Origin of the sequence: Kribbella voronezhensis, from assembly GCF_004365175.1 — a bacterium.
GTDB classification, from domain to species: Bacteria; Actinomycetota; Actinomycetes; order Propionibacteriales; family Kribbellaceae; genus Kribbella; species Kribbella voronezhensis.
Genome location: NZ_SOCE01000001.1, coordinates 1,447,317 through 1,470,459, shown reverse-complemented (window position 1 = coordinate 1,470,459; position 23,143 = coordinate 1,447,317). Strand labels below are relative to the sequence as shown.

Below are 23,143 nucleotides of genomic sequence, written 5' to 3'. Positions count from 1 at the left end.
AGGAGTTCGGATGGTGATCAGGCCTGCTGAGCTGGGCGACCTCGAGGCCGCCGTCGCGCTGCACGACGAACTGGTGCCCTACCTCGTCTACACCGAGGCCGACCTGCGGCATCGCCTGACCGCGCCGAAGCGGCCGGGGAGCGGCAGCTTCGTCGCGGTCTCCGCCGGGCGGCTGGTCGGCTGGGCGAGCTGCGGGCTGATCGCCGGCTCCGAGCCGCTCGACGGCGAGCACCGGCTGATGGTGCATCCGGACTACTGCGGCCAGGGCCTGGGCACCGAGTTGCTCGACGCGGTCCACGCGGAGTTGCGGGCCGGTGGCGCGACCAGGTCGAGGATCTTCGCGGATCCGGCCTCGACGGCCTGGGCCGCCCGCTGGGGGTATGCGCAGACCCGGCAGGTGCACTACGCGGAGATCGAACCCGCGGCCGCGCCGCCGCTGCCCGCAGTACCGGACGGGGTGAGTGTGGTGCCGTTGAGCGAGGTGGATCCACGGCTCGTCTACGAGGCCGACATGGTGGCTCAGCGGACGAAACCGGGAGACGCCAAGATCACCACCCGCCCGTACGACGATTGGCTCGGCGCGGTCTGGAACACGCGCTCGACGCTGAAGGAGCTGAGTTTCGCCGCGCTCGACGGCGAGCGGGTGATCGGCTTCACCCGGTCCAGCGGCGACGAGGAGAAGATCTGGTCGCGGATGACCGCGACCATGCCGGAGTACCGCGGGCAGGGGCTGGCCAAGTTGGTGAAGTGTGCCGCGCTGCACCGGGCCGCCGACGCCGGCGTACGGGGTGCCTACACCGCCAACTACGACGGCAACGCGCCGATGCTCGCCGTCAACGAGTGGCTCGGCTACCGCCGGATCGCAACCCACTCGGTCCTGGTCTGCCCGCTGTAGGAACGCCCTAGGGAACGAGCAGTACCACGGTCTCCGCGACGCAGGCCGGCTTGGTGGAGTTCTCCAGTTCGATGACCCATTGCAGCGAGACCTGGACGCCGGCCGGGGTTTCCTGCGCGCCCGCGATGGACGCGCCCGCGCGGATCCTGGAGCCGACCGGGACCGGCGCCGGGAAGCGGACCTTGTTGACGCCGTAGTTCAGCTTCGCCGAGACGCCCGACACGTCGAACAGCTCCGCGCCGAACCGGGCGATCAGGCTGAGGGTCAGGTAGCCGTGCGCGATCGTCCCGCCGTACGGGCCTTTCGCGGCCCGCTCGACATCCACGTGGATCCACTGGTGGTCACCGGTCGCCTCGGCGAACTGGTTCACCTGCTCCTGGGTGATCTCCAGCCACTCGGTCTCGCCGAGCGGGGTACCGACCGCGTGGACGACCTCGTCGACGCCTTGGAAGGTCTGCATGGGCAAACTCCTTCAGTTGCGGGGTCCACCGGCGACGTACAGGACCTGGCCGGAGACGAAGCCGGCCTCCTCGCTGCAGAAGAACGACGCGGCGGCGGCGATGTCCTCGGGCTTGCCGGTGCGCTGGACCGGGATGCTCGCCGCGGTCGCCTTCTTGAACTCCTCGAAGTCGACCCCGACCCGGGCCGCGGTGGCGGCGGTCATGTCGGTCTCGATGAAGCCCGGTGCGATCGCGTTCGCGGTGACGCCGAACTTGCCCAGCTCGATCGCCAGCGTCTTGGCCAGCCCCTGCAGGCCGGCCTTCGCGGCGGCGTAGTTCGACTGGCCGCGGTTGCCGAGCGCCGAGGTGGAGGACAGGAAGACGATCCGGCCGTACGACGCCTCGACCATGTGGGCCTGGCACGCCTTGGACATCAGGAAGCTGCCGCGCAGGTGCACCGACATGACGGTGTCCCAGTCGTCCTCGGTCATCTTGAAGAGCAGGTTGTCGCGCAGTACGCCGGCGTTGTTCACCAGGATCGTCGGGGCGCCCAGCTCGGCGGCGACCCGCTCGACCGCGGCGGTGACCTGGTCGCCCTTGCTCACGTCGCAGCCGACCGCGATCGCCTTGCCGCCCGCGGCGGTGATCGCGTCGACGGTGCCGGCGCAGGCCGCCTCGTCCAGGTCCAGCACTGCGACCGCGTTGCCGTCGGCGGCGAGCCGCTGGGCCACAGCGGCACCGATTCCCCGGGCTGCCCCGGTCACGATCGCCACCCTCTGCTGCTCGCTCATTGCGCCCTGCTCCTTCATCAGCCGACTACGGGTCCGGGATGCACACTACCGACGCCAGCTCAGCGCCGGTGTGTCGTGGATGGGATGATCGCCGTGTGCATGATCACAGCGCTGATCACGACAGCCCCCACAACCGGCACGTCTATCACTGCCCGCTCCGCTGGGGTGACATGGACGCCCTCGGTCACGTGAACAACGGCCGCTATGTCGACTATCTGCAGGACGCCAGGGTGGATTTCCTCTTCCGGACGGCCAAGGAGCTGGGCGCGGACGACCTGGAGACCGGCCTGCTGGTCGCGCGGCACGAGGTCCAGTACCGCGCGCCGCTGGTCTTCCGCCCCGAGCCGGTCCGGATCGAGCTGTGGATCAGCGAGATCAAGGCGGCCTCGTTCACCGTCGACTACGAGATCCTCGACGCGGAGCCACGCCGTACGTACGTCGAGGCGCGGACCCGGCTGGTCCCGTTCGACTTCGCCGCGAACCGGTTGCGCCGGATCACACCGGTCGAGCGCGAGGCCCTGTCGAAGCTGGTGGGCTCATGACCTTCACGTATCCGGTTCTGGTCCGCTGGTCGGACATCGACTCCTACGACCACGTGAACAACGTCCGGTACTTCGACTATCTCCAGGAAGCCCGGATCGCGTTCCTGTCCGACCTGGTGGGCGAGGCCGACTACTTCGCGGCGTACCCGTGTGTGCTGGTCAGCCAGACGGTGGACTACCTGCGGCCGATCCTGCTCCGGCACCCGCCGTACGACGTCGACGTGTGGGTCGAGTCGGTCGGTACGACGTCGTACACGCTCGGTTCGCGGATCGTCGATCGGGGTGGGGAGACCGAGTTGGTCTACGCCCGGGCGATGTCGGTGATCGTCGCCGTGGACGGCCGGACGCAGGCGAAGCGGCCGCTGAGCGAGGCCGAACGGGACGCCCTCGTGCCGCCTGTTTCGGCGACTTGAGACACTGGACAGCGATGACCGAATCGATGAGCTTCTACGACGCCGTCGGCGGGGCCGACACGTTCCACCGGCTGGTGGCGGCGTTCTACCGCGGTGTCGCCGCCGACCCGGAACTGCGGCCGATGTACCCCGAGGAGGATCTCGGTCCGGCCGAGGAACGGTTCCGGATGTTCCTCGAGCAGTACTGGGGCGGCCCGCGGACGTACTCCGAGCAGCGCGGTCACCCGCGGCTGCGGATGCGGCACCACCCGTTCGCCGTCACGCCGGCCGCCCGGGACCGCTGGCTGGGCCACATGCGGGCCGCGCTGGACGAGCTGAAGCTGGATCCGGACCGCGACCAGGAGATCTGGACGTACATGGTGATGGCCGCGCACAGCATGGTGAACACCGACGAACCGCAGTACCCCGGCGCGATCGACGCGTCCGGCAACTGACTCCGAGGAGACACAGACAGCATGGCTGCAATTCGCACCGCCAAGGCCCACTGGGAAGGTTCGCTGCTGGAGGGCGCCGGTCAGGTCAACCTCGAGTCGTCGAACCTGGGCTCCTTCGACGTGACCTGGGCCGCCCGGTCGAACGACAAGGCCGAGGGCAAGACCAGCCCGGAAGAGCTGATCGCGGCCGCGCACTCGACCTGCTTCTCGATGGCGCTCTCGCACGCACTCGCCGGCGCCGGCAACGCGCCGGAGGCGATCGACACCACCGCCGACGTCACCTTCGTTCCGGGTGAGGGCATCACCGGCATCAAGCTGTCGGTGAACGGCAAGGTCCCCGGCCTGACCGCCGACCAGTTCGCCGAGTTCGCCGAAGAGGCCAAGAAGAACTGCCCGGTCTCGCAGGCGCTGGCCGGGACGACGATCACCCTGGACGTCACCTTCACGGCCTGATCGCCCGCGGCATCCTGATCGCACGAAGCAGCATCAAGGCGCCGATCCGTTCGGCGCCTTGATGCTTTTCAGCTGCTGACAGCCGCCTGCTGCGGAGTGGTGAGACCGGCCAGCAGACGATCCTGTACCGCGGTGGTCGCGGAGCTGATCGCGCCGAGCAGGACCGCGTCGCCGGTGACCCCGGTGACCTCGATCTGCGTGCCGAGCGGGGAAAGGGCAGCCAGGGCGTCGACCACCTCGTCGCGCAGTACGGTCCCGCCGGCCTGCGAGACCTCGCCGGCCAGCACGATCAGCGGCGGGTCGATCAACGTGATCGCCGCGAGCAGCCCGATCGCGACCCGCTCGGCCAGACCCTTGAGGAATTCCTGGGCGCGGTCCTCGCCGAGTGCCGCGACGGCCGCGCTGACCACTTCCTGCGGCGTGCCGCCCGCGAAGCCGAAGCGCTCACCGAGTTCGAGGACGGGACCGCCGCCGACCAGGTCCTGGAAGTCCCGCGCCTCGGTCCCGACGGCCGGCACCGGGAGGTAGCCGAGCTCGCCCGCGCAGCCGTGGGCGCCACGCATCAAGGTGCCACCCTGGTCGATCGCGAACCCCGAACCGCCGGCCAGCCAGAGCACCGTGAAGGCATCCACCTCGGCCGCGACCCCGTGCGAGCGCTCCGCGATCGCCGCGAGGTTCACGTCGTTGTCGACCATCACCTCGGTCTTGAGCCGGTCCCGGATCTCGTTCACCAGTCCGGGCCGGTCCAGCCCCGGCACATCGACGTACCGGATGTCGCCGGTGCGCGGATCGGGGGAGCCCGGTACGCCGAGTTGGACCTGCAGCAGCAGGTCGCGGGAGATCTTCGCCTTCCGGCAGAGCTCGGTGACGATGTCCGCGACGATGTCGACCGGGTCGGCGCCGCCGAAGGCCACGTCGCTCTCGACGGTGGCGCGCGTCCGGCCGGCCAGGTCCGTGAGGGTGGCCGAGACGGACGGCTGCCCGAGATCGCCGACGTCGCGGACCGACAGGGCCGCGATGTAGCCCGCTTCCGCGTTCGCGGCGTACAGGGCGGCGTTGGGGCCGGGGCCGCTGCTGGAGTGCCCGACGACGATCGCCAGCCCGGCATCCTCCAGCCGGCGCAGTACCTCGGACGCGGTCGGTTTCGACAGCCCGGTCAGGTCTCGTAAGTCGGTCCGGGTCAGCGGCCCACGCTCGAACAGGTACGCCAGGGCGGCGGCCTCGTTCATCCCGCGCAACAGCCGCGCCGAACCTGCCGGTCGTGCCACCCCGAGTCCTCCCGCCAGCCAACCGTCCATCAGTTGATCAACGATAGCCCGCTGCAACCGCTCTCACCCGCGTTGTGTCAGCTCTCGCGTTCGTGTCCGCCGACACCGCGGTGCGGGGCGGCCGGATCGGCCGCCGTACTACGACTCTCCGTGGCCGGTGCCTCACTGGGTGCTTCGGTCTGGATCAGGCCGTCCGCCGCCTCCGCGGCGCTGCCGACCCCGGTGGTGGAGGTCGGCGGAGCCGAGGGGTCGCGGGTGCTCAGGTTGCCGACCCGGAGGACCTCGCCGTTGCGGACGTACCAGATGGTGCCGTCCTCGCCGCGCAACTGGGTGACGCGCAGGCCGACCGCCTCGACGACGCCGGTGGCCTTCTCCATGTCGACCAGGTCGCCGACGGCGTACTGGTCCTCGAAGATCATGAAGATGCCGGCCAGGAAGTCCTTCACCAGCGTCTGCGCGCCGAAGCCGAGCGCGACGCCGATGATGCTCGCCGAGGCCACCACCGGCAGGATGTTGAAGCCGAGTTCGGCCAGCACCATCACCACCAGGACGGCGGTCAGGATGATGGTGACCGTGCTGCACAGCAGCGACGCGATCGTCTCGGCGCGCTGGCTGCGGCGTTCGCTCATCAGGGTCTGTTCGACGAACTCCTGGCCGCGCTTGGACTTGGCCAGCACGCCGGCCACGGCGCCGTTGCCGGTCCGCCGCGCGAACCGGCGGATCGCCTTGTGCAGCAGCCATCTGACGATGAAGAACGCCAGCACCAGGCCGACGATCCGGGCCGGCACGGTGACGATCTGGTCGGTCACTTCCAGCTTGCCGTCGTTCCCTCGGCGGAAGAACGTCGGGAAGGTCGCGGGGAGCGAAAACAGGGGGTGACTGTACAGGGACACGGGGTGACTGAGCAGAATAGGCATCTCGCCGCCCTACTGTAGTGATGCGTTCGCCGTCACGTTCGCCGCACCCACCCCGAGAAAGTCCGCGAGGACCCGAGTAGTTCCCGAGGAGGCACGGTCTTGTCGACCCGGCTGGATGACGAGCTGCGCAGGCTGGTGAGCGCGGGTGTACTCCGCCAGTACCAGGCCGACGCCCTGCGCGACGCCGCCGAGGCCGACTTCTCCCCGCGCCCGCCGGAACCAGCCGGTACGGCGAACGCCGAGACCCGGTCGCCGCGGACTCCGCCGGTGGTCACACACGCGTCCGCGCTGATCGAAGTGCTCGGTTACCTCGGCGGCGCGCTGCTCCTGGGCGCCGTCGCGCTCCTCACACTGGCGAACTGGGGTGAGATGAGTCGCGCCGCCCGGATCAGTACCGGCGGGAGCGCGGCCGTCATTCTGCTCGGAACGGCTGTCGTGCTCGCCCTGCTCCAGCGCCGGGATCAGCTCAGCTCAGCGCTGGCGTCACTCGGCTGCTGCGTCGCCGGCTTCGCCACGTACGTCGCCATCGAGGGTGAGGCGGGTCGCGTCATCGGTGTCGCGGTGGCGCTCGCGCTGGCCGCGGTCGGGCTCTGGTGGCTGGCCGGCTCATCGTTGCTCGTGGCAACTTTCGCGGTCCTCGGCGTCGGTGTCCTGGTGATCACCTCGGACCTGCTGACGCCGGACAGCGGGACGGCCACCAACTCGGCCGGTATCGCCGGGACCGGGTTCATCCTGGTGGCCTTCGTGATGGCGATGCTCGGCCTGGTGCGGGACCAGGTGACCGCCTGGTCCCTGGCCGGGGCCGCCATGTTCAGCTCGTCGATCTGCTGGCTCATCCAGGAGCGCGGCGAGATCATGGCCCTCGCCGTCGGTACCGCGGGACCGGCGGCCCTCCTGGTCGCCTACAGTCGCCGCCACGCATCGGCGTACGCCGTCGTCGGTTGCTCGATCCTGCTGGTCATCTGGCCGACCGCGCTCTACCAACTCACCGACAACATGGCCGGCGTCGCCGTCGGCCTGGTGATCGCCAGCGCCGCCCTACTCGTCGCCGTCCTGATCATGACCCGCCACCAACGCCGCCTCACCGAGTAGCGGCGTCACCAGGCGTGCCCGCACGCCGCCGAGCGGGGAGTCCTCCAGGTGGAGCGAGCCGCCCGAGGCCGCGGCGGTGCGACGCGCTATGTCGAGGCCGAGCCCGGTAGTGCCGGGCGCAGTGGCAGCGGCAGGCGACAACCCCTGCCCGGCATCCTCAACCCAGGCCTGCCCGTCCTCCTGAACAACAAGCCGTACTGCGGAGTCGGTCGGCGTATGCCGGAAGGCGTTGTCCAGCAGTACGTCGAACACCGCGCCCAGATCGTCAGCGCCGGCCCGGACGATCACCTGGCGCTCGGGGATCTCACCGGTGAGCGGCCGACCGATGTCCTCGGCGAGCGCTGACCAGAAGGTGAGGCGCTCCCGTGCCACCACGGCGAGGTCAGCAGCAGGTGCGGCGCCGGAGCGAACCGGTCTGCGCGCAGTACGGATCAGCTCGTCCACCTCGACGGTCAGGTCGCGCAGGCTGTCCGCCAACCGCGCGGCCTCCTGCGGATCACGCAGGCCGTCGATGTCGAGCCGGAGTGCGGTGAGTGGAGTCCTGAGCCGATGCGCCAGATCGGCCGCCTCGGCACGCGCTGTGCTCAGCAACTCGTCGATGCGGTCGGCCAGCTGGTTGAGCTCTCGCCCGACCTGCTGGACCTCGGGCGGCCCTGCCGGCACGGTCCGGGCGGACATGTCACCACGCCGCAATCGGTCAGCAGTCCCGGCCAGTGCAAGAACCGGGGCAACCATCCGCCGCCCGATGCGATCGGCCACCACCATGCCGAGGACGAAGAGCGTGACGCCGAGCAAGGCAAGCAGGGCCCAGGTGCGCGTCACACCGGCGTACAGCGCCGAGTTCGCGATGAAGACACGAACCACTGCGTTGCCGTCGGTGGAGACCACTCCGAGCATCACCTCGCGGCCGCCGGTGGTCTCGGCGACGAAGGACTCGCCGCGCAGGGCAAGCTCGACCGATGGCGACTTGGCTGCCGGCGTACCGAGCACCTTGCCGTTGGCGAGGAACACCGTCGTACGGCCGTCGTCGGGCAGTGAGCCGTTGACGAGGCCGGGAAGCTGTTGGGCGGTGCTCTGGGCATCGAGGGTGGCGACAGAGATCGCCCGTTCTGCAGCCTCGGAACGCAGCAGCAGTGCGATCGGTGCGAGGAAGGCGATCAGGACGAGCGAAGTGATCGCGGCGACCAGACCCGCCAATTGCCGCCGCACCGCGTCATGCCTGTTCTGAGGAAGGAGCGGCCAGGCGGATGCCGACGCCGCGGACGGTGTGCAGGTAGCGGGGTTCCTGGGCGCTCTCACCGAGCTTGCGGCGCAGCCAGGAAAGGTGAACGTCGACGGTCTTCTCCGCGCCGCCGTAGCTGAGCTGCCAGACGTCGACGAGCAGTTGGCGACGAGTGACCACCTCGCCCACTCGTTCAGCCAGGTAGCGCAACAGGTCGAACTCGCGCGGGGCCAGGTCCAGCTCGGTCCCGTCCAGCAGAGCGGTCCGCGCTGCCGGGTCCACGACGAGCCCCCCGACGGTGAGTGGCGCCGGCCGGCGGTCCGCGCCGGCGCGGCGTAGTACGGCCCGGATGCGGGCGTCGAGTTGGCCGGGGCCGAACGGCTTGACCAGGTAGTCGTCCGCGCCGCCGTCGAGGGCGGTCACCATCTGGCGTTCCTCGTCCCGTGCGGTCACCACGATCACCGGGATCTGGCTGACGGCGCGCAGCATGCGGAGTATTTCCTGGCCGTCCACGTCGGGCAGGCCGAGATCGAGCAGGACCAGATCGGGACCACCGCGGGTCAGCTCCGCCAGGCCGGTCAGCCCGGTGCCGCTGGAGCTGGTCGCGTAGCCGCGGTCGGTGAGCGCGCGCAGGAGCGCGTCGCGGACCTTGGCGTCGTCCTCGACGACCAGTACGTGCGGCATGAAGGAACCGTAACCGCGCCGAAGGCCGCCGGGGCGAAGCCTGCCGAGACCTTGCGATCGCCTTAGTGTGGCCTTAACCGGGCCGCGCCGAAGGTGGTGGACATGAAGCGAACAATGGCAATGACCACCCTCTGGATCGCCACCGCGGCTGTCGTCGCGGGCGGCACCACCACGGCCCTGGCAACCTCCGGCGGCAGCCCGGGCGCCAAAGTCCTCACCCAGTCCGACGTCCGCGCCGAACTGGCCAAGAACCCGCAACCGACCAGCCCCGCACTGCCTGACACTCGAGGCGCCCTCGGGGTCCACGTAGTACCTCGAGCACTCACGCGAGCGCAGTACAGCGGCGGTGAATGGACGGTCGATTCCGTGGCCGGCACGGTGTACCTGCGCTGCGGGGGCAACCGGGTGACCGACTTCCGGGCTGTTGCCAAGCCGGAATACCAGGTACGGATCGAGCAGGCCGTGATCTTCAGCCCGACGGTAGGTAAATCGCCGAGGAAGCCCGGCGAGGCGGGCGTCGTTGCCACCTTCTTCAAGAGTGGCCACAAACCCGTGACGAGGTCGGAAGAGAGCGAATCGATCAGGATGCTCGCCCTCACTTGCGTTGACGGGAAGCCCGTCGAAAGCCTTCCCTACCCCGCCCCCAGATAACGCGCTCCCGACACCCCGGGTGGGGTGGTCTGTTCACCCGGGGTCTGTTGATACGGCAGACTCGCTCGGGTGACTGCTCCTACTGCGGCTCTTGTCGAACTCGCCGTTGCCCACGGAGTGGCGACCGAGTACTGGGACTGGCAGGGCAAACATGTCCAGGTCTCCAGTGAGGTCGTCGCCGCTGTGCTGGCTGCGCTCGGGGTGGACGCGTCGACGCCGCAGCGAGCGGCCACTGCGTTGGCGGAGCACCGGCAGGCTCGCTGGCGGCGCGTGCTGCCCGCCACCGTGATCATGCGGGAGGGCTGGACGCCGTGGTTCGCCGTACACCTTCCGCACGGGTCGACCGCCGAGGTGTGGGTCGATCTGGAGGACGGCGGCCAGCGTCGTGACATCCGGCAGCAGGAGCACTGGGTCGAGCCCGAGTGGATCGACGGCGTACAGATCGGTGAGGCGACCTTCCAGCTGCCGGGCGATCTGCCGCTCGGCTATCACCGGTTGTGCGCGCGCATCGGCGGCAGCCCGGAGATCTCCGTCGGCACGGTGATCGTCACCCCGCAGAAGCTCCAGCCGCAGAAGCTGCAGCGCACCTGGGGCTGGGTGCTGCAGCTGTACTCCGTCCGCTCCCGCCGCTCCTGGGGCATCGGCGACCTGCACGACCTCGCGGATCTCGCTTCGTGGTCGGCCAACGATCTGGGCGCCGGGTTCGTCCTGGTCAACCCGCTGCACGCCGCGGAGACGGCGGGGCGGATGGAGCCCTCTCCGTACCTGCCGGCCTCGCGGCGGTTCGCGAACCCGCTGTACCTGCGGATCGAGGACATCGACGAGTACGGCGACCTCGCGCCGGCCGAGCGCGACCGGGTCCGGACCCTCGGCCTGCAGACCCGGGCTCTGAGTGAGGACGCGACCGCGCTGGACCGCGACACCGTCTGGGCGGCCAAGCGCGAGGCGCTGCAGCTGCTGTTCGGCGTACGGCCGTCGATCGGGCGGATCGCGGAGTACGGCGCGTACTGCGACCGGGAGGGCCAGGGGCTGATCGACTTCGCCACCTGGGCCGCGATCGCCGACGTGCACGGGCCGGAGTGGAGCAAGTGGCCCGAGGAACTGCGCGACCCGGCCGCCGCGGCGGTCGTTGCCTTCCGCAACGACAACCCGGATGCGGTCGAGTTCCACTGCTGGCTGCAGTGGCAGCTGGACGAGCAACTGGCCCGGACCCAGGCCCGGGCGAAGAGCGCGGGAATGTCGCTGGGGATCCTGCACGACCTCGCGGTCGGCGTCCACCCCGACGGCGCCGACGCGTGGGCGCTGCAGCGGGTGCTCGCCGCCGGGATCCATGTCGGTGCCCCGCCGGACGCGTTCAACCAGCAGGGCCAGGACTGGTCGCAGCCGCCGTGGCGGCCGGACGCGCTGGCCGACAGCGGGTACGCGCCCTGGCGGGACCTCGTCCGCGCGGTGATCCGGCACGGTGGTGGCCTGCGGATCGACCACATCCTGGGGATGTTCCGGCTCTGGTGGGTGACGTCGCCGGAGTCGCCGACCGCGGGCACCTACGTCCGCTACGACCACGAGGCGCTGATCGGGATTCTGGTCCTGGAAGCGGCCCGGGCCGGCATCGTCGTGGTGGGGGAGGACCTCGGCACGGTCGAGCCGTGGGTGCGCGACTACCTCACCGAGCGCGGCATCCTCGGTACGTCGGTGCTCTGGTTCGAGCGCGACGCCGACGGCCGGCCGCTGGCACCCGAGCGATGGCGCGAACTCTGCCTGGCCACCGTCACCACGCACGACCTGCCGCCGACCGCGGGCTACCTGGCCGGCGATCACGTGGACCTTCGCGACCGCCTCGGCCTGCTCACCCGGCCGGTCGCCGAGGAGCTCGCGGTGGACGAGGCCGAGCGCGACGCGTGGCTGAACGCCTTGCGGGAAAGGCATCTGCTCGGCAACGCGGACGGCGATGTGGAACGGATCGTGGAGGCACTCCACCGGTACGTCGCGCACACGCCGGCCAAGCTGGTCGGCGTCGCGTTGACCGACGCGGTCGGCGAACGCCGGACCCAGAACCAGCCCGGCACCACCGACGAGTACCCGAACTGGCGGATCCCGCTCGGCGGACCGGACGGGATGCCGGTGATGATCGAGGACCTGCCCACCAACCAGCGCCTGCGCCGCCTGATCGGAACGCTGTCGATCTAGTCCCACAAACCCCAGTACGCAAGGCATTCGATCGTGGTCGAAGGGTCGTCGGTTCAGCGCTCAACCGGGTCTGATCAAATCGGGCTTCTGGCCCGGCGGGTCAGTACTGTCGTCGGTGCCGGCTCTTAGAGTTGGTGCGAGGACGGGGCCGGGAAGGCTCCTCGGTCAGGAGCCGGCTGCTTGGGGAGGCATATCGGTGAGAAGCGGATCCGTGGACGAACAGATGCTCAGACCGTTGGGACTGTCGGCCGACGCCGAGAAGATCTACCGGTGTCTGCTGGAGGACCCGCGGACCGAGATCCCACCGCTGGCGGCCCGGATGGGCTGGCCTGCCGACCGCCTCGAGGCAGGCGTCAACGAACTGCTCGAACTGGCTCTGGTCCGGTACTCCTGGGAACGCCCGCACGAACTGCACCTGGTCAGCCCCGAGGTCAGCCTGGTGCCGCTGCTGACTCAGCAGGAGCTCGCCTTGCTGGACAAGCAGAAAGAGGTCGTCGCCAGCCGGGTCGCGATCGAGGAGATCGTCGCGGAGTACGGCGACCGCGCCGCCGCCGGTGGGTATCACGACGCGGAGCGGCTGGTCGGGGTGGACAACATCCGGCTCCGGCTGGAGGTCCTGCTGGCCGGTGTGGAGACCGAGGTGATGGCCTTCTCCGACGGCGGTCCGCAGACCGCGGCGACTCTGGAGGCGGGCCGGCCGTTGGACGAGTCGATGCTGGAGCGGGGCGTCCGGATGCGCGGCGTCTACCTGGACAGCCTGGCCAACGACGGCCCCACCGCCCGGTACGTCGGCTGGCTGCACGAGCGCGGCGCGCGGATCAGGACGACCGCGACTCTGCCGCTGCGGATGCTGATCGCGGACCGCAAGGCCGTGATGGTCCCGATGGACGTCACCGACGCCGCGCAAGGGGCGCTGCTGATCCGCGACACTGGTGTCGTCGCGGCGCTGTGCGCCCTCTTCGAGGCCGTCTGGGAGAAGAGCGCGAGCTTCGGTGCGAGCCGGTCCGGCCGCGACGACGTCGGCCTGACCCGGCAGGAGCGTGCGGTCGTCCAGTTGCTCGCGGAAGGTCACACCGACGACGTGGTCGCGCGCCGGCTCGGCGTCTCGGTCCGGACCAGCCGCCGGCTGACGGCCGACCTGATGGTCCGCCTCGATGCCCGCAGCCGATTCCAGGCCGGCGTCCGGGCGATCCGCGCCGGCTGGCTGCCCGTCGACGACGACGACCAGTTCTTCCCGGCTCCCGCAAGCTCGGACTCGGCCTGAGCCCAACCGACCCGCGGCACTCAGCGTGACCCGACCCGACCCGCGGCGCTCAGCGTGACCCGACCCGCGTTGCTCAGCCTGAGGAGAGCCGGGCTGCGGTCAGGTCGAAGGTCCGCCGCTCGCTGTGCCGGTCGAGCAACTCGGCCATCACCCGTTCTTCCACTTCCACCGGCTGGTTGAGCGCCGGCTCACCCAGCCGTCGCAGCAACCGGTGCAACGCCGACGTGAGCCAGGTCGGGTCCTGAAGGAAGCCTCGCTGGTTGTGACGCCAGACCCCGATGCACGACGCCGCCGCGACCAGCAAGGCATACCGGCCGGCCAAGGCGAACGAATCCGGCGTCGCCAGCGGCGTGCGGTCCCGTGGCGGCAGCGCCCGGCACCGTGCCTGCACCTGCCGTACGCCGGCCGCCAACTGATCGCCGTACGACGAGAGAAGGTCTCCGGGCAACGTCTCGGCCGTGATCGTGGCCAACGGGTCGCCGGGGCTGAGCCTGGCTCTCGCCAACTGCCCGAAGTCGAGATCGGGAAGCGGCTCGTCGAGACCGAACAGCGCGGCCGGCTCCGGCGAGTCGCGCTCGGTCTCACCGCCTGGCAGACCAGGAATCAAGCCGGCTCGTCGCCGTGCCCCACCGGTCGCGACCAGCGGACCGGCCAGCAGGTCGCGCCGGTGCTTCTGAAAGATCGCGTCCCGCCGATGGGCCTCCATCCCGAGCACTCCATCAAGTGCCGACACCACGTCACGAGCCAGTACGGCGGTCAGGCGATCCACCGCCTCCAGGTAGCTCGCAGGCCGGCCAGGCATCAGGTGCAGCGCTCGTGCGGCGACAGTGGCCAGGCAGTCGAGCACCAGGAGGTCGACGAAGGCACCGGCCAACGCAGATCGCACGTACGGCACGCGCTTGCGTCGTTGCGCTGCATCCAGTGCTGACCGCAGTTGTGTGTCCAGCAGTCCGACGGTCGCACCGGCCAACGTGGTCCGGGTGACGGTCAAGGCAGTGGTGGCCAGCTCCAGCCCACCGTTGAAGCCCCCGACGAGTTGTGCCTCCTGTCGCTGGGCTCCCAGGTCCAGATCACCGAATCGCAAGCCTCGGACCCCGGTGTGCTGCCGAGGCGCCTGTGGCTTGGGCCCGTGCGGCAGCAGGACCACCGAGTACTTCGTACTGCCCAGTGCGGAGCCTGTTCGTGCGACCAGGGCAACCGGCGCGTCCCAGCCGGTCAAGGCCGACACGGCGGGCCGTGAACCCTCCAGTGCCAACTCATCGCCGTACCGGCGGGCGGTCAGTTCCGAGCCGGGCAGTTGGCTGTCGGCTTCGCCGTACGACGCCAGTGGTAGGCGGTTGGCCAGCATGGTGGCGGCGAGTGGCTTCTGTTGACCGGGATCACTGGACGACCAGACGAGCGCTGCACTGAGCAGTGGCGCTATCCCTGCACCGAGCCCGACGGTGGCGTCTCTGCGGAACAGCGGGCGCAGCAACTGGACAAGGCGATCCGTGGTGCTCAGGCGGCCGCCGTGAACGCGCGGTACCAGTTCGGCACTCCAGTTGATCTCCGTGAGCAGTTCACTGGCACCAGGCAGCGGTACTGCGGCTTCGTCGGCGCCCAGGACAGCGTCGAAGCTGAACGGGTTGTGGGGATCAGCGGGGTCGCCGAGGGCCGACTCGATCGCGGCGGGCAGCAGCGTCTCGGTCGAGGTCATGCCCGGCTCCGCTCGTCGACAGGCCGACTCTCTTCGGGCAGGGGGTAGGGGAAGAGGGACAGCAACTGGCCGGCGCGAAGCTGCTGGACCATCGCCGGCATCAACCGGCCGTAGGCGATCTGCACGGTCTCGGCGAGCCCTGCCGGCGGCACCCGCAGCAGCCCGAGCAGCCGGACCAGACAGGCCTCCAGCCAGACAGCGCCGGTCCAGAGGTCGTCCTTGGAGTGCTCCGCGTAGTTGCGCAGCCAGACCTGGACACACGCAGCAGCAGCGAAACAAAGCGAATAGCGCCGGGCCAGCTCCAAGGCGATCGACGGGTCGAGTGCATCGCTCAGCTGGCAGTGCAGGTCGTCGGCGACGCTGAGCAGTACTCCGGCGCTGCCGGCGAGCTGATGGCTGACCACTCCCGCGTTGGCCAGCGATTCGAGCTCGGCCACAGCGGCCGGTAGTCCGTTCATCAGGGTTGAGCCGCTGCGGGCCAGCAGTTGGAGTTGATCCGGCCGCAGGTCGGGTAGGTCGGTGGACAGAGCCGCGGCAGCAGCAAGTGGAGCCGGATGCCCATAGCTGCGGGCCAGTAGCGGCAGTTGCCCGGCAAGGCTTCGGAGCACTCGCGTGGCGCCAGAGACAGCTCCGGCTGTTTGGTGATCGCGCAAAGCCTTGCCGACCCTGCCCTCTTCGCTCGTCAGCTCCGCGGCGAGCTGGATGAGGTCATCGGCCCGGTCGCGAAGGAAGACCGTCGCAGCCGGTCCGGTCACCGCCAGCTCGTTCGGGCTGAGGTGAACACTTCTGGTGGCGACCAGCGCGACCGCCTCCGCCGCGAGCAGGTCGGCGTAGGCCTCCGTCAATCGTCGGCGGACCTGCGGCAGGTCGACCAGGCGGAGGTCGTAGACGGTGTCCTCGATCACGCGGCCGAGCGCCAGCCGGAGTACCTGGTCGATGCCGCCCAGGGAGACCGCGGCGTCGAGGATCCAGGTCAGCTGCCGGCTCTTCATCGCGAGCTCGACGCCGGAGCCTTCCGTCCCGATCAGGTCGGCTTCGGTGCCGTACCAAGTCAGGCTGCCGTGATCGGTACCGCGAATCCCGTGCAGCCGGGCCGGCGGATCGAGCTGGGCGCGGTCGGTCTCGACCAGGAACATCGACAGTTCCGCCAGCTCGTCACCGGTCCGGGCCAGCAGTCCGGTCAACGGCCCACGGGTCCGCGGCGCTGCCGGTGTCGTGCCGGTCAGCACGTAGCCGGCCGGTGAGGCGACAGCCACGGGCGGCCCGATCGACTTCGGCGGGCTGCTGTCCACGGCGTCCCCTACGCCGCCTTGGAATCGCCGCTCGGCGAGCCGGCTGCGGACGAGTTCGGCCCCAAGTCGAGAGGCGAGTGCGGGGGTAGCGGCGATCCAGGTCGGCACCGCGTCGACGTACGCCGTGCCGTGGGCGACCGCGACGGTCAGGTCTCGCCGGGCCACCGTTCGCAGGAGCTGGAAGAGGTCCTCGAAGTTCTGGAGTGCACCGCCGTACTGCGACGGCACGTAGTACGCCGACAGGCCGAGGTTGTCGAGCTGTTCGCAGATGGCGGCCGGGAACTCGTCCCGAGCGTCCAGACCCGCACAGGTCTCGTACGAGAACAGCTGGCCGGGGTCTGTCGGGTCGCCCAGTTTGGCATCGAGGTCAGCAGCCAACTGGTACGGCTTGTGCATCACTGGGCCGCCACGGCCGGCACAGCGGCATTCCTCCGGCGGGTGGGCTGAGCCGGCGCAACGGCGGCCGGTGGCTCGGTGAAACGGAACCGCTGGCGGGTCTGCCGGCCGAGGACCTCGTAGACAGGGGCGAGTGCGTCACTGCGGAACAGTTCGCGCATCAGCGTGCGCTGCACCCGTCCGGCGACTCGGTGAATCTGTCCTGGCCTGAGGAAGACGACGTTGGCGACCCGCACCCGGTACCGATCGCGTAGCGCGTCGCGAACGACAGTGGCCAGTGCTGTCAGCTCCACGCTGCTGCTGCGCGCAGGTACCTCCTGCAGGACCACCAGTTCCTCTCGCGGTACGTCGACCGCGCAGACGCAGCCGGGAAGCTCCGCGAAGGCCGGATCGAGTGTTGCGAGTGCTTGCTCGATGTCCTGCGCGTAGAGGCTGCGACCGTCGATGGCCAGCCGGTCACTGACCCGGCCGGTCCGGTACAGCTGGCCGCCGTGGATCACTCCGAGGTCGCCGGTCGGTGCATAGCCGTCCAGCCAGATCTCACCGACCAGGCCGTCGAGCAGTTCGGTCTGCGTGGCCGCGTTGAAGATCTGCAGACCGGTGCCCTCCACAGGACCGCAGCTGACCAGCTCGAGCCCGCCGACGGCCGGTTGGAGGGTGTCTCGTTCCAGGGCCCAGCGATCGGCCGGGGTGATGAGCGGACCGTCGATCCGGTCACCCGGCGGGGAGACAGTGATCAGCCGGGCCCCGTCAGCCGGCCCGTACGCCGGGGTGAGTGCCCGCGGGTTGAGGCCGGCCGGGGCGAAGCGCTGCGCGAAGGCGGCCAGCGTGGCGGCCGAGACCGGCTCGGGCCCGTTGACCGCAGTACGAAGCCTGGACAGGTCGAAGGAGGCGGCGGCCTCGGGGGAGATCCGGCGTACGCAGTGGTCGTAGGCGAAGTTCGGCGCCGCGGTGAGCCGGAGGTCGAAGGTGTCGATCAGTTCCAGCCAGCGCTGCGGGTGCTTCAGGAATTCGGTCGGTGACATCAGCACGCTGGTCGCCCCGACCGCCAGCGGCGCCAGCAGCAGGCCGACCAGGCCGAGGTTGTGGTGCATCGGCAACCAACCGCCGACCGTGCCGTGGGCGGCCAGGTCGAGGGTGTTGTCCAGCAGTTCGATGTCGCGGGCAAGGGCAGCATGCGAGATCGCGTGCCCGGCCAGGTCCGTACCAGTCGAGGTGTATTGAACGAACGCCGGCGACGAGCCGTGCACCTCGATCGGCCCGGCAGCCTGCACCCGGGACAGATCCACGAGGTCGGTGGCGAACAGGGCCAGCTCGTTCAGCCGGTCCTGGATCAACCAGTCGGCCACGCCGTCCAGGTGTTCGGTGTCGGTGAGGACCAGCCGCGGTCCGGCATCCAGCGCGATACCGGTGGTCAGGGACAGGTGATGACCGAAGGTGCCCGGCAAGGGAGCGGGCACCGGCACGCAACCGGCGTACAGGCAGCCCCAGAACGCCTTGGCGAAGTCGATCGAGGACGGGTAGAGCAGCAGCACCCGGTCGCCCGGTACCGCGTGCGCCCGCAGCCACCCGGCGATCGCCCGGGCCCCGTCATGCAGTTCCCCGTACGTCGCGGTGCTGCCGGCGGCCCGCCCGTCCCGGTGGCTGACCTCGATCAGCGCCGGGCGGGACGGGTCGTCCAGCACCTGCCGGCCGAACCTGGTGACCAGATCCTCGTTCACGTCATCGCCTCCTACCGATAAGCCCGTTCTGCTGCTTCTCAGTGAGTATTGACGACTTCGTCACCGCGGTGGCCGGTTTTGAATTGTCATGAAACGACGGCTGCAAGTTGCTGCCAATCGACTGCCGGCCAACTGATCTCGACGGCTGGCAGGCCTGCTTGGACAGCCAGCGCGGCCACGCATCGGGACCCGGCAGGGAGGTCCTGAACCGACCAGGACGCAGCGCCGACGATCGCTTCGTGCGACACCGTGACCAGTCCGCTGGACGCAGGCAGGACATCGATCTCGCGCAGGGGCGCCATCAGGCCGATCCCACTGGCCTTCAAAACGGCCTCCTTCCGCGTCCAGCAGCGCAGGAACACGGCCTTCCGGGCCTGCTCCTCAGGCTCGGCACGTAGCGCTGCCAGCTCGGCAGGCGTCATCACCATCGGGGCCACCCGCTCGAAGTCGACCGCGGCGGCACCTTCGATGTCGACTCCCACCAACCGGTCCGCGGTGACCGCGAGCAGCCAGTCGTAGTCGGACCTCGACAGGCTGAAGGCCAGCCTGGTGGCCGGCCTGATCAGCTGTGGCGGACCGTGATCCGGGCTGCCGCAACCCGGACAGCTCCGTCGCCCGAATCCCAGCCGGCCCGGAGTCTCCCGGACATAGCCGGCCAGGATCCGGCGTACGGCGGCGCGTGAGCCGGCGAACTGCGCGCCGGCCGACGGCACCATCCGGGCGAACCGCTCCAGCTCCGCGGCGTCCAGGATCGCGAGATCCGCCGCCGCCGGCTCGGTCGGGGCCCGCCCCCGGAACAGGTGCACCGCACCGCTTGTCGGCGGTGGGGGGAACCCCTGGGCATCCACGGTCATGTCAGACTCCGGCCCCGGCGAGTGCCTCCAGCGGTTTCGTTGCCCGATGCAACTTCTTGATCGACGGCTCGAGGTCCTCGAAGTGCGGCTGCAGTCCGTCGGTGACGAACAGCTCGCGCATGCTGGTCCGGCGGACCTTGCCGCTGGTGGTGCGCAGAACGCCGCCCCGCTTGACGAAACAGACGTTGGCTACCGGACTGCCGGCGTACGCCGAGAGCTCGGACTTCACCAGGTCGGCGAGCTGCTGCAACTCGGTCGGCGCGGCGGCTCCGGCGGTCCGGATCTCCTGCACGACGATGATCCGCTCGGCCCCGTCACCCGGTACGCCGAACGCGGCGCTGGCCCCCTCGGCCAGGGCCGGGTGCAGCAGACCGAGTCTGCGCTCGAGGTCCTGCGGGTAGATGTTGCGGCCGTTGACGATGATGAGCTCCTTGATCCGGCCGGTGATGTAGAGATCGCCGTCGTGGCAGACGCCGAGGTCACCGGTGCGCAGATAGGGGCCTTCGTCGTCGCTGGTGTAGGCGTCGAAGACGGCCGCGCTCTCGTCCGGCTTGCCCCAGTAGCCGAGGGCAACACTCGGGCCGGCCAGCCAGATCTCGCCGATCCGGCCGTCCTCCAACGGCGTCCGGGAGTCCGGGTCGACGATCCGCAGGTCGAATCCGGTCGGCACCGGGCCGCTGCTGATCAGCTCGCGGCCCGCGGCCAGGTCGTCGGTCGGAGTGAACCGGCGACGCTCGATGTCGGCGGCGTCGACCCGGACCGGCTTCGGCCGCCGGTTCTCGTCGGTGCCGGTGACCAGCAGCCCGACCTCGGCCATGCCGTAACAGGGCCGGATGGTCTCCGGCTTCAGGCCGGCTGCCGCGAAGTGCAGCTCGAAGCGCTTCAAGGTGGCGGGGTCGACCGGCTCGGCTCCGTTGAGGGCGTGCCGCCAGCGACTGAGGTCCAGCTGCTCGACCTGGGCCGGCTTGATCCGGCGTACGCACAGGTCGTAGGCGAAGTTCGGCGCGGGGCTGATGTCGATGCCCTCGGAGTCGATCAGGTCGAGCCAGCGGTACGGATCGCGCAGGAAGCTCATCGGCGACATCAGCGACAGCGTGCCGCCGAGGAAGATCGAGGACAGCGATCCGCCGATCAGGCCCATGTCGTGGTAGTGCGGCAGCCAGGACGCGACCTTGGCGCCGGTCGGCAGCCCGAAGGTCTGCTTGATCAGGCCGAGGTTGTGCCACAGACTCCCGTGCGACACCATCACGCCGCGCGGCTCGCTGGTCGAGCCCGACGTGAACTGCAGCAGTGCAAGGGTTTCCGGGCGGATCACCGGTTCGCGCCAGCTGTCGGCATCGCCGAGGTCGTCGGCGTCGGTGGCGGCGCAGAGGATGTCGTTGTCGATCAGTTCGGCGAGCTGCTCCTGCAGGTCGGCCAGGTTGGCGTGGTCGGTGAAGAGCACCGAGCAGCCGGCCGCGTTGACGATCGTACGGAGCCGGTCGACCTTGCCCTTGCCGTCACCGGCGGGCAGCGGTGCGGGCACCGGGATCATCCCGGCGTAGAGGCAACCGAAGAAGGCCGTCACGAAGGCGGCGCCGGGCGGATAGAGGAGCAGCACCCGGTCGCCCGCGGTGCGATGCTCCTGCAGCCAGGAGGCCAGTCGCCGGGACCGCAGGTCGAGCCCGGCGTAGCTGAGCTCGGTCCGTACCGCCGATCCCGGGCCGTCCGGCAGGAAGACGATCGCGTTCTGATCGCCGATGGTCTGCGCGTACTCGCGGGTCGAGCCGAAGAGGTTGTCGTGCTGCATGGGTTTCCTTCCTGTCCGCCGGCCATCGGCGGGGCGGCCGTGGCCATGGGGGTCGAGGGGACGTCAGTCGGTTCCGGTACCGCCGAGCCGGAGCGGGACCAGCGAGAACAACCGCTCGTCCTCCCAGCTGCTGAGCATCTCGGCCTCGACGACGACGAGGCTGTCCGGATCGAGTTGCTGGTCGGGGATCAGCCGGGTGAGGATCCGCTGCAGCGCCAGCACGACCCATTCCGGCCGGCCGACGAAGCCGCCGCGACCGGCGTTGGCGTTCCAGGTGTGCAGACAAGCCGCCGCCGCATGCACCAGGCAGTGCTGTCGCGCCAGCGTGAAGCCGCGGGCATTCGAGTGCAGGTCGTTGCCCTGCTTCACCAACTGCCGGATGCCCTGCTGCAGTTTCTCCTGCACAGCAAGGACTTCTGCCGCGACCTGCTTCAACGTCGCGTACTCTGCGGGGATCGCCGCGACGACGTCCGGCAGGCTCTGGGTGATCTCGTCGAGGCCGCCGTTGGTCAGCTTGAACCGGTCGAACCGCAGATCCCACTCGGCCGGTTCGTACTCGTGGTCGTAGAGATCCTGCAGCAGCGCCTCGGTGTTCAGGTCGTACTCCGGCCGCAGCAACAGCGAAGGCAGTTGACTGGCCACCACGTGCTGATGGACATGACTGGTTCCCTCGAAGATGCTGACGATGCGGTTGTCCCGCAGCATCTTCTGGAAGATGCCGTCGTTCACGCCCTCGCGCATGAAATGCCGTGCCGCGAGCACCGAACCGAGACTGCCGAGCACCTCGTCGATCAGGCCGGGGACCAGGTACTTCGTGACCGAGGACCACAGACTGAGCCGCTCCGGCATCACCGAGATGGCCCGTGCCGTGGCGGCCGTGGTGCATTCGGCGACCAGCAGATCGACGTACGCCGCCAGGACCTGCTCGCGGATCACCTGGATCTCGTGCACGGTCCGGCCGTAGAGGCGGCGGCTGCGGATGTGGTCGAGCGTGGTCCGCAGGCCGGTGTCCGCGACGCCCATCGACATCGCCGTGACCAGGGTCCGGCTGATCTGCAGGGTCTTGATCGCTTCTTCCATCCCGCGGCCACGGCTGCCGATCACCGCGTCGGCCGGGACGGGGCAGTCCTCCAAGGTGATCCCGGAGACGTCCGCGCCACGCAGGCCGAGCGTCTTCACCCGCGGTTCGGTTGCCCAGTGCAACGGGTCGAGTTTCTCCTTGTCCACCAGGAAGGCGGAGAAGCCGCGCGGCCCGGCGGGGCCGGTGCGGGCGAAGATGGTGGCGAACGTACTGCGGATGCCGTTGCCGATCGGCCATTTCGTGCCGGTCAGCAGGTAGCCGGCTTCGTCGCCGCCCTCGGCGAGCACCTCGCCGGCCACGACGTCGCAGCCGTGATCGGCCTCGGACAACCCGAACGCACCGAACGCACCGGCCTTGATCAGTTCGGCGACCCGGGCGCGCTGGGCGGCGTCACCCCAGCCCCAGACCGGCATCGCGCCGAGGAAGGTCGCGCCGGAGCTGAGCGCGGGGGTCATGTCGCGGCGTGCCAGCGACCGGATCAACCCGAACATCCGCTCCATGTCGTGGAACCGGCCACCCTCGGCGGCGGGCACGTAGTGCAGCGGATAACCCCACTCCGCCAGCGCGTCGAAAGCGGGGACGGCCTTCTCCTCGCGTTCGTCGTACTCCATCTGCTCCGCGAAGGTGATCCGCGAGCCCGGGTCGCGCGGGTCGCCGAGGAACTCCTCGAAGTCCTCGACAGTCTCGTGCACCGAACTGCGGCCCGCTCTCACCTCCGGGTGGGTCGCGGTGGACATCAGGCGAGGCTCTCGGCGCTCGCCAGCTGCTCGGAGATCAGCGCGATGGTCGGGTAGGACCAGGCCAGGTGGTCCGGTACGTGCGTCCCCAGCCATTCCTCGAGCTCGGCGACCAGTTCCATCGCGTGCACCGAGTCGACACCGATCGAGGCCAGCGGCGCGGCCGCGTCCACCTCGTCCGGCGTCACGCCGATCATCCGCGCCACCCGGCCGCGGAGGAAGTCGGTGACCTCGCCGGCGGTGACCACCCGGTTCAGCACCGGGGTCTCATCTAGCTGTGACATAGCGTCTCGCTCCTTTGCGTGCTTTCTCGGAAGAAGCCGG

Annotated in this window: 22 protein-coding genes; 9 read left to right on the top strand and 13 right to left on the bottom strand. The window is 69.8% G+C overall.

From position 1 onward, the window contains the following. Positions 1-10: 10 nt before the first annotated feature. On the top strand, positions 11-895 hold the full coding sequence (locus EV138_RS06430; protein ID WP_133977501.1) for a GNAT family N-acetyltransferase: 885 nt from the start codon (positions 11-13) through the stop codon (positions 893-895). A 7-nt stretch (positions 896-902) separates the two neighbouring features. Here the strand turns inward: EV138_RS06430 and EV138_RS06425 are convergent, their stop codons facing one another. Both EV138_RS06425 and fabG read right to left on the bottom strand, forming a co-directional pair. Beyond that, positions 903-1,355 carry a MaoC family dehydratase gene (locus EV138_RS06425; protein ID WP_133977500.1) on the bottom strand — a complete coding sequence of 151 codons (453 nt, stop codon included), beginning with the start codon at positions 1,353-1,355 and terminating at the stop codon, positions 903-905. Positions 1,356-1,367: 12 nt separating this feature from the next. After that, a complete protein-coding gene (gene fabG / locus EV138_RS06420) occupies positions 1,368-2,126 on the bottom strand; it encodes a 3-oxoacyl-ACP reductase FabG (RefSeq protein WP_133977499.1) in 759 nt (252 codons plus the stop codon). Between the two features lie 95 nt (positions 2,127-2,221). On the opposite strand from fabG, the gene EV138_RS06415 reads away from it, so the two are divergent. The 4 genes from EV138_RS06415 to EV138_RS06400 are packed head-to-tail and all read left to right on the top strand — an operon-like array spanning position 2,222 to position 3,968. Continuing rightward, complete coding sequence (locus tag EV138_RS06415) at positions 2,222-2,668, top strand: acyl-CoA thioesterase (protein WP_232828204.1); 447 nt, start codon at positions 2,222-2,224, stop codon at positions 2,666-2,668. Beyond that, positions 2,665-3,081, top strand: coding sequence for an acyl-CoA thioesterase (locus tag EV138_RS06410; protein ID WP_133977497.1), 417 nt, complete (start codon positions 2,665-2,667; stop codon positions 3,079-3,081). The genes EV138_RS06415 and EV138_RS06410 overlap by 4 nt, the downstream gene beginning before the upstream one ends. Positions 3,082-3,095: 14 nt before the next feature. Beyond that, positions 3,096-3,515 (top strand): globin, encoded by a 420-nt coding sequence (locus EV138_RS06405; protein ID WP_202866634.1) that lies wholly within the window; start codon positions 3,096-3,098, stop codon positions 3,513-3,515. Positions 3,516-3,536: 21 nt separating this feature from the next. Further along, positions 3,537-3,968: an OsmC family protein gene (locus tag EV138_RS06400; RefSeq protein ID WP_133977496.1), complete on the top strand. Its 432-nt coding sequence runs from the start codon at positions 3,537-3,539 to the stop codon at positions 3,966-3,968. 68 nt (positions 3,969-4,036) lie between these two features. Here EV138_RS06400 and EV138_RS06395 read toward each other — a convergent pair whose 3' ends face one another. Further along, complete coding sequence (locus tag EV138_RS06395) at positions 4,037-5,236, bottom strand: ROK family transcriptional regulator (protein WP_133977495.1); 1,200 nt, start codon at positions 5,234-5,236, stop codon at positions 4,037-4,039. Between the two features lie 77 nt (positions 5,237-5,313). After that, the gene (locus EV138_RS06390) at positions 5,314-6,129 is read right to left on the bottom strand and encodes a mechanosensitive ion channel family protein (protein WP_238157983.1); all 816 of its coding nucleotides are present in this window, start codon (positions 6,127-6,129) and stop codon (positions 5,314-5,316) included. Positions 6,130-6,252: 123 nt separating this feature from the next. Here EV138_RS06390 and EV138_RS06385 point away from each other — a divergent pair, with 123 nt between their 5' ends. After that, on the top strand, positions 6,253-7,245 hold the full coding sequence (locus EV138_RS06385) for a DUF2157 domain-containing protein (protein WP_133977493.1): 993 nt from the start codon (positions 6,253-6,255) through the stop codon (positions 7,243-7,245). Here the strand turns inward: EV138_RS06385 and EV138_RS06380 are convergent. Both EV138_RS06380 and EV138_RS06375 read right to left on the bottom strand, forming a co-directional pair. Further along, the gene (locus EV138_RS06380) at positions 7,192-8,454 is read right to left on the bottom strand and encodes a HAMP domain-containing sensor histidine kinase (RefSeq protein ID WP_133977492.1); all 1,263 of its coding nucleotides are present in this window, start codon (positions 8,452-8,454) and stop codon (positions 7,192-7,194) included. The two genes, EV138_RS06385 and EV138_RS06380, sit on opposite strands and share 54 nt — an antisense overlap. Positions 8,455-8,458: 4 nt before the next feature. Beyond that, positions 8,459-9,151: a response regulator transcription factor gene (locus tag EV138_RS06375; RefSeq protein ID WP_133977491.1), complete on the bottom strand. Its 693-nt coding sequence runs from the start codon at positions 9,149-9,151 to the stop codon at positions 8,459-8,461. 102 nt (positions 9,152-9,253) lie between these two features. Between EV138_RS06375 and EV138_RS06370 the strand changes: the two genes are divergently transcribed. The 3 genes from EV138_RS06370 to EV138_RS06360 all read left to right on the top strand — a co-directional run bounded on the left by EV138_RS06370 (position 9,254) and on the right by EV138_RS06360 (position 13,253). Further along, positions 9,254-9,802 (top strand): hypothetical protein, encoded by a 549-nt coding sequence (locus EV138_RS06370; RefSeq protein ID WP_133977490.1) that lies wholly within the window; start codon positions 9,254-9,256, stop codon positions 9,800-9,802. Between the two features lie 69 nt (positions 9,803-9,871). Then, positions 9,872-11,989, top strand: coding sequence for a 4-alpha-glucanotransferase (gene malQ / locus EV138_RS06365; RefSeq protein WP_133977489.1), 2,118 nt, complete (start codon positions 9,872-9,874; stop codon positions 11,987-11,989). A gap of 223 nt (positions 11,990-12,212) precedes the next feature. Continuing rightward, on the top strand, positions 12,213-13,253 hold the full coding sequence (locus EV138_RS06360; protein ID WP_133977488.1) for a helix-turn-helix transcriptional regulator: 1,041 nt from the start codon (positions 12,213-12,215) through the stop codon (positions 13,251-13,253). A 73-nt stretch (positions 13,254-13,326) separates the two neighbouring features. On the opposite strand, the gene EV138_RS06355 is transcribed toward EV138_RS06360, so the two are convergent. The 7 genes from EV138_RS06355 to EV138_RS06325 form a co-directional block, all read right to left on the bottom strand. Then, positions 13,327-14,949, bottom strand: a complete 1,623-nt coding sequence (locus EV138_RS06355; RefSeq protein ID WP_133977487.1) for a hypothetical protein — start codon at positions 14,947-14,949, stop codon at positions 13,327-13,329. After that, entirely contained in the window at positions 14,946-16,637 is a 1,692-nt protein-coding gene (locus EV138_RS06350) for an acyl-CoA dehydrogenase family protein (protein ID WP_133977486.1), read from the bottom strand. Before EV138_RS06350 ends, EV138_RS06355 begins: the two co-directional genes overlap by 4 nt. Then, a complete protein-coding gene (locus EV138_RS06345) occupies positions 16,637-18,358 on the bottom strand; it encodes an AMP-binding protein (RefSeq protein ID WP_166678511.1) in 1,722 nt (573 codons plus the stop codon). Before EV138_RS06345 ends, EV138_RS06350 begins: the two co-directional genes overlap by 1 nt. Before the next feature lie 86 nt (positions 18,359-18,444). Beyond that, positions 18,445-19,212: a 4'-phosphopantetheinyl transferase family protein gene (locus EV138_RS06340; RefSeq protein WP_133977484.1), complete on the bottom strand. Its 768-nt coding sequence runs from the start codon at positions 19,210-19,212 to the stop codon at positions 18,445-18,447. Position 19,213: 1 nt separating this feature from the next. Next, positions 19,214-21,001: a fatty acyl-AMP ligase gene (locus EV138_RS06335; protein WP_133977483.1), complete on the bottom strand. Its 1,788-nt coding sequence runs from the start codon at positions 20,999-21,001 to the stop codon at positions 19,214-19,216. A gap of 63 nt (positions 21,002-21,064) precedes the next feature. Continuing rightward, positions 21,065-22,819, bottom strand: a complete 1,755-nt coding sequence (locus EV138_RS06330) for an acyl-CoA dehydrogenase family protein (protein ID WP_166678510.1) — start codon at positions 22,817-22,819, stop codon at positions 21,065-21,067. After that, positions 22,819-23,103, bottom strand: a complete 285-nt coding sequence (locus EV138_RS06325) for an acyl carrier protein (RefSeq protein ID WP_133977481.1) — start codon at positions 23,101-23,103, stop codon at positions 22,819-22,821. The genes EV138_RS06330 and EV138_RS06325 overlap by 1 nt, the downstream gene beginning before the upstream one ends. Positions 23,104-23,143: the final 40 nt, after the last annotated feature.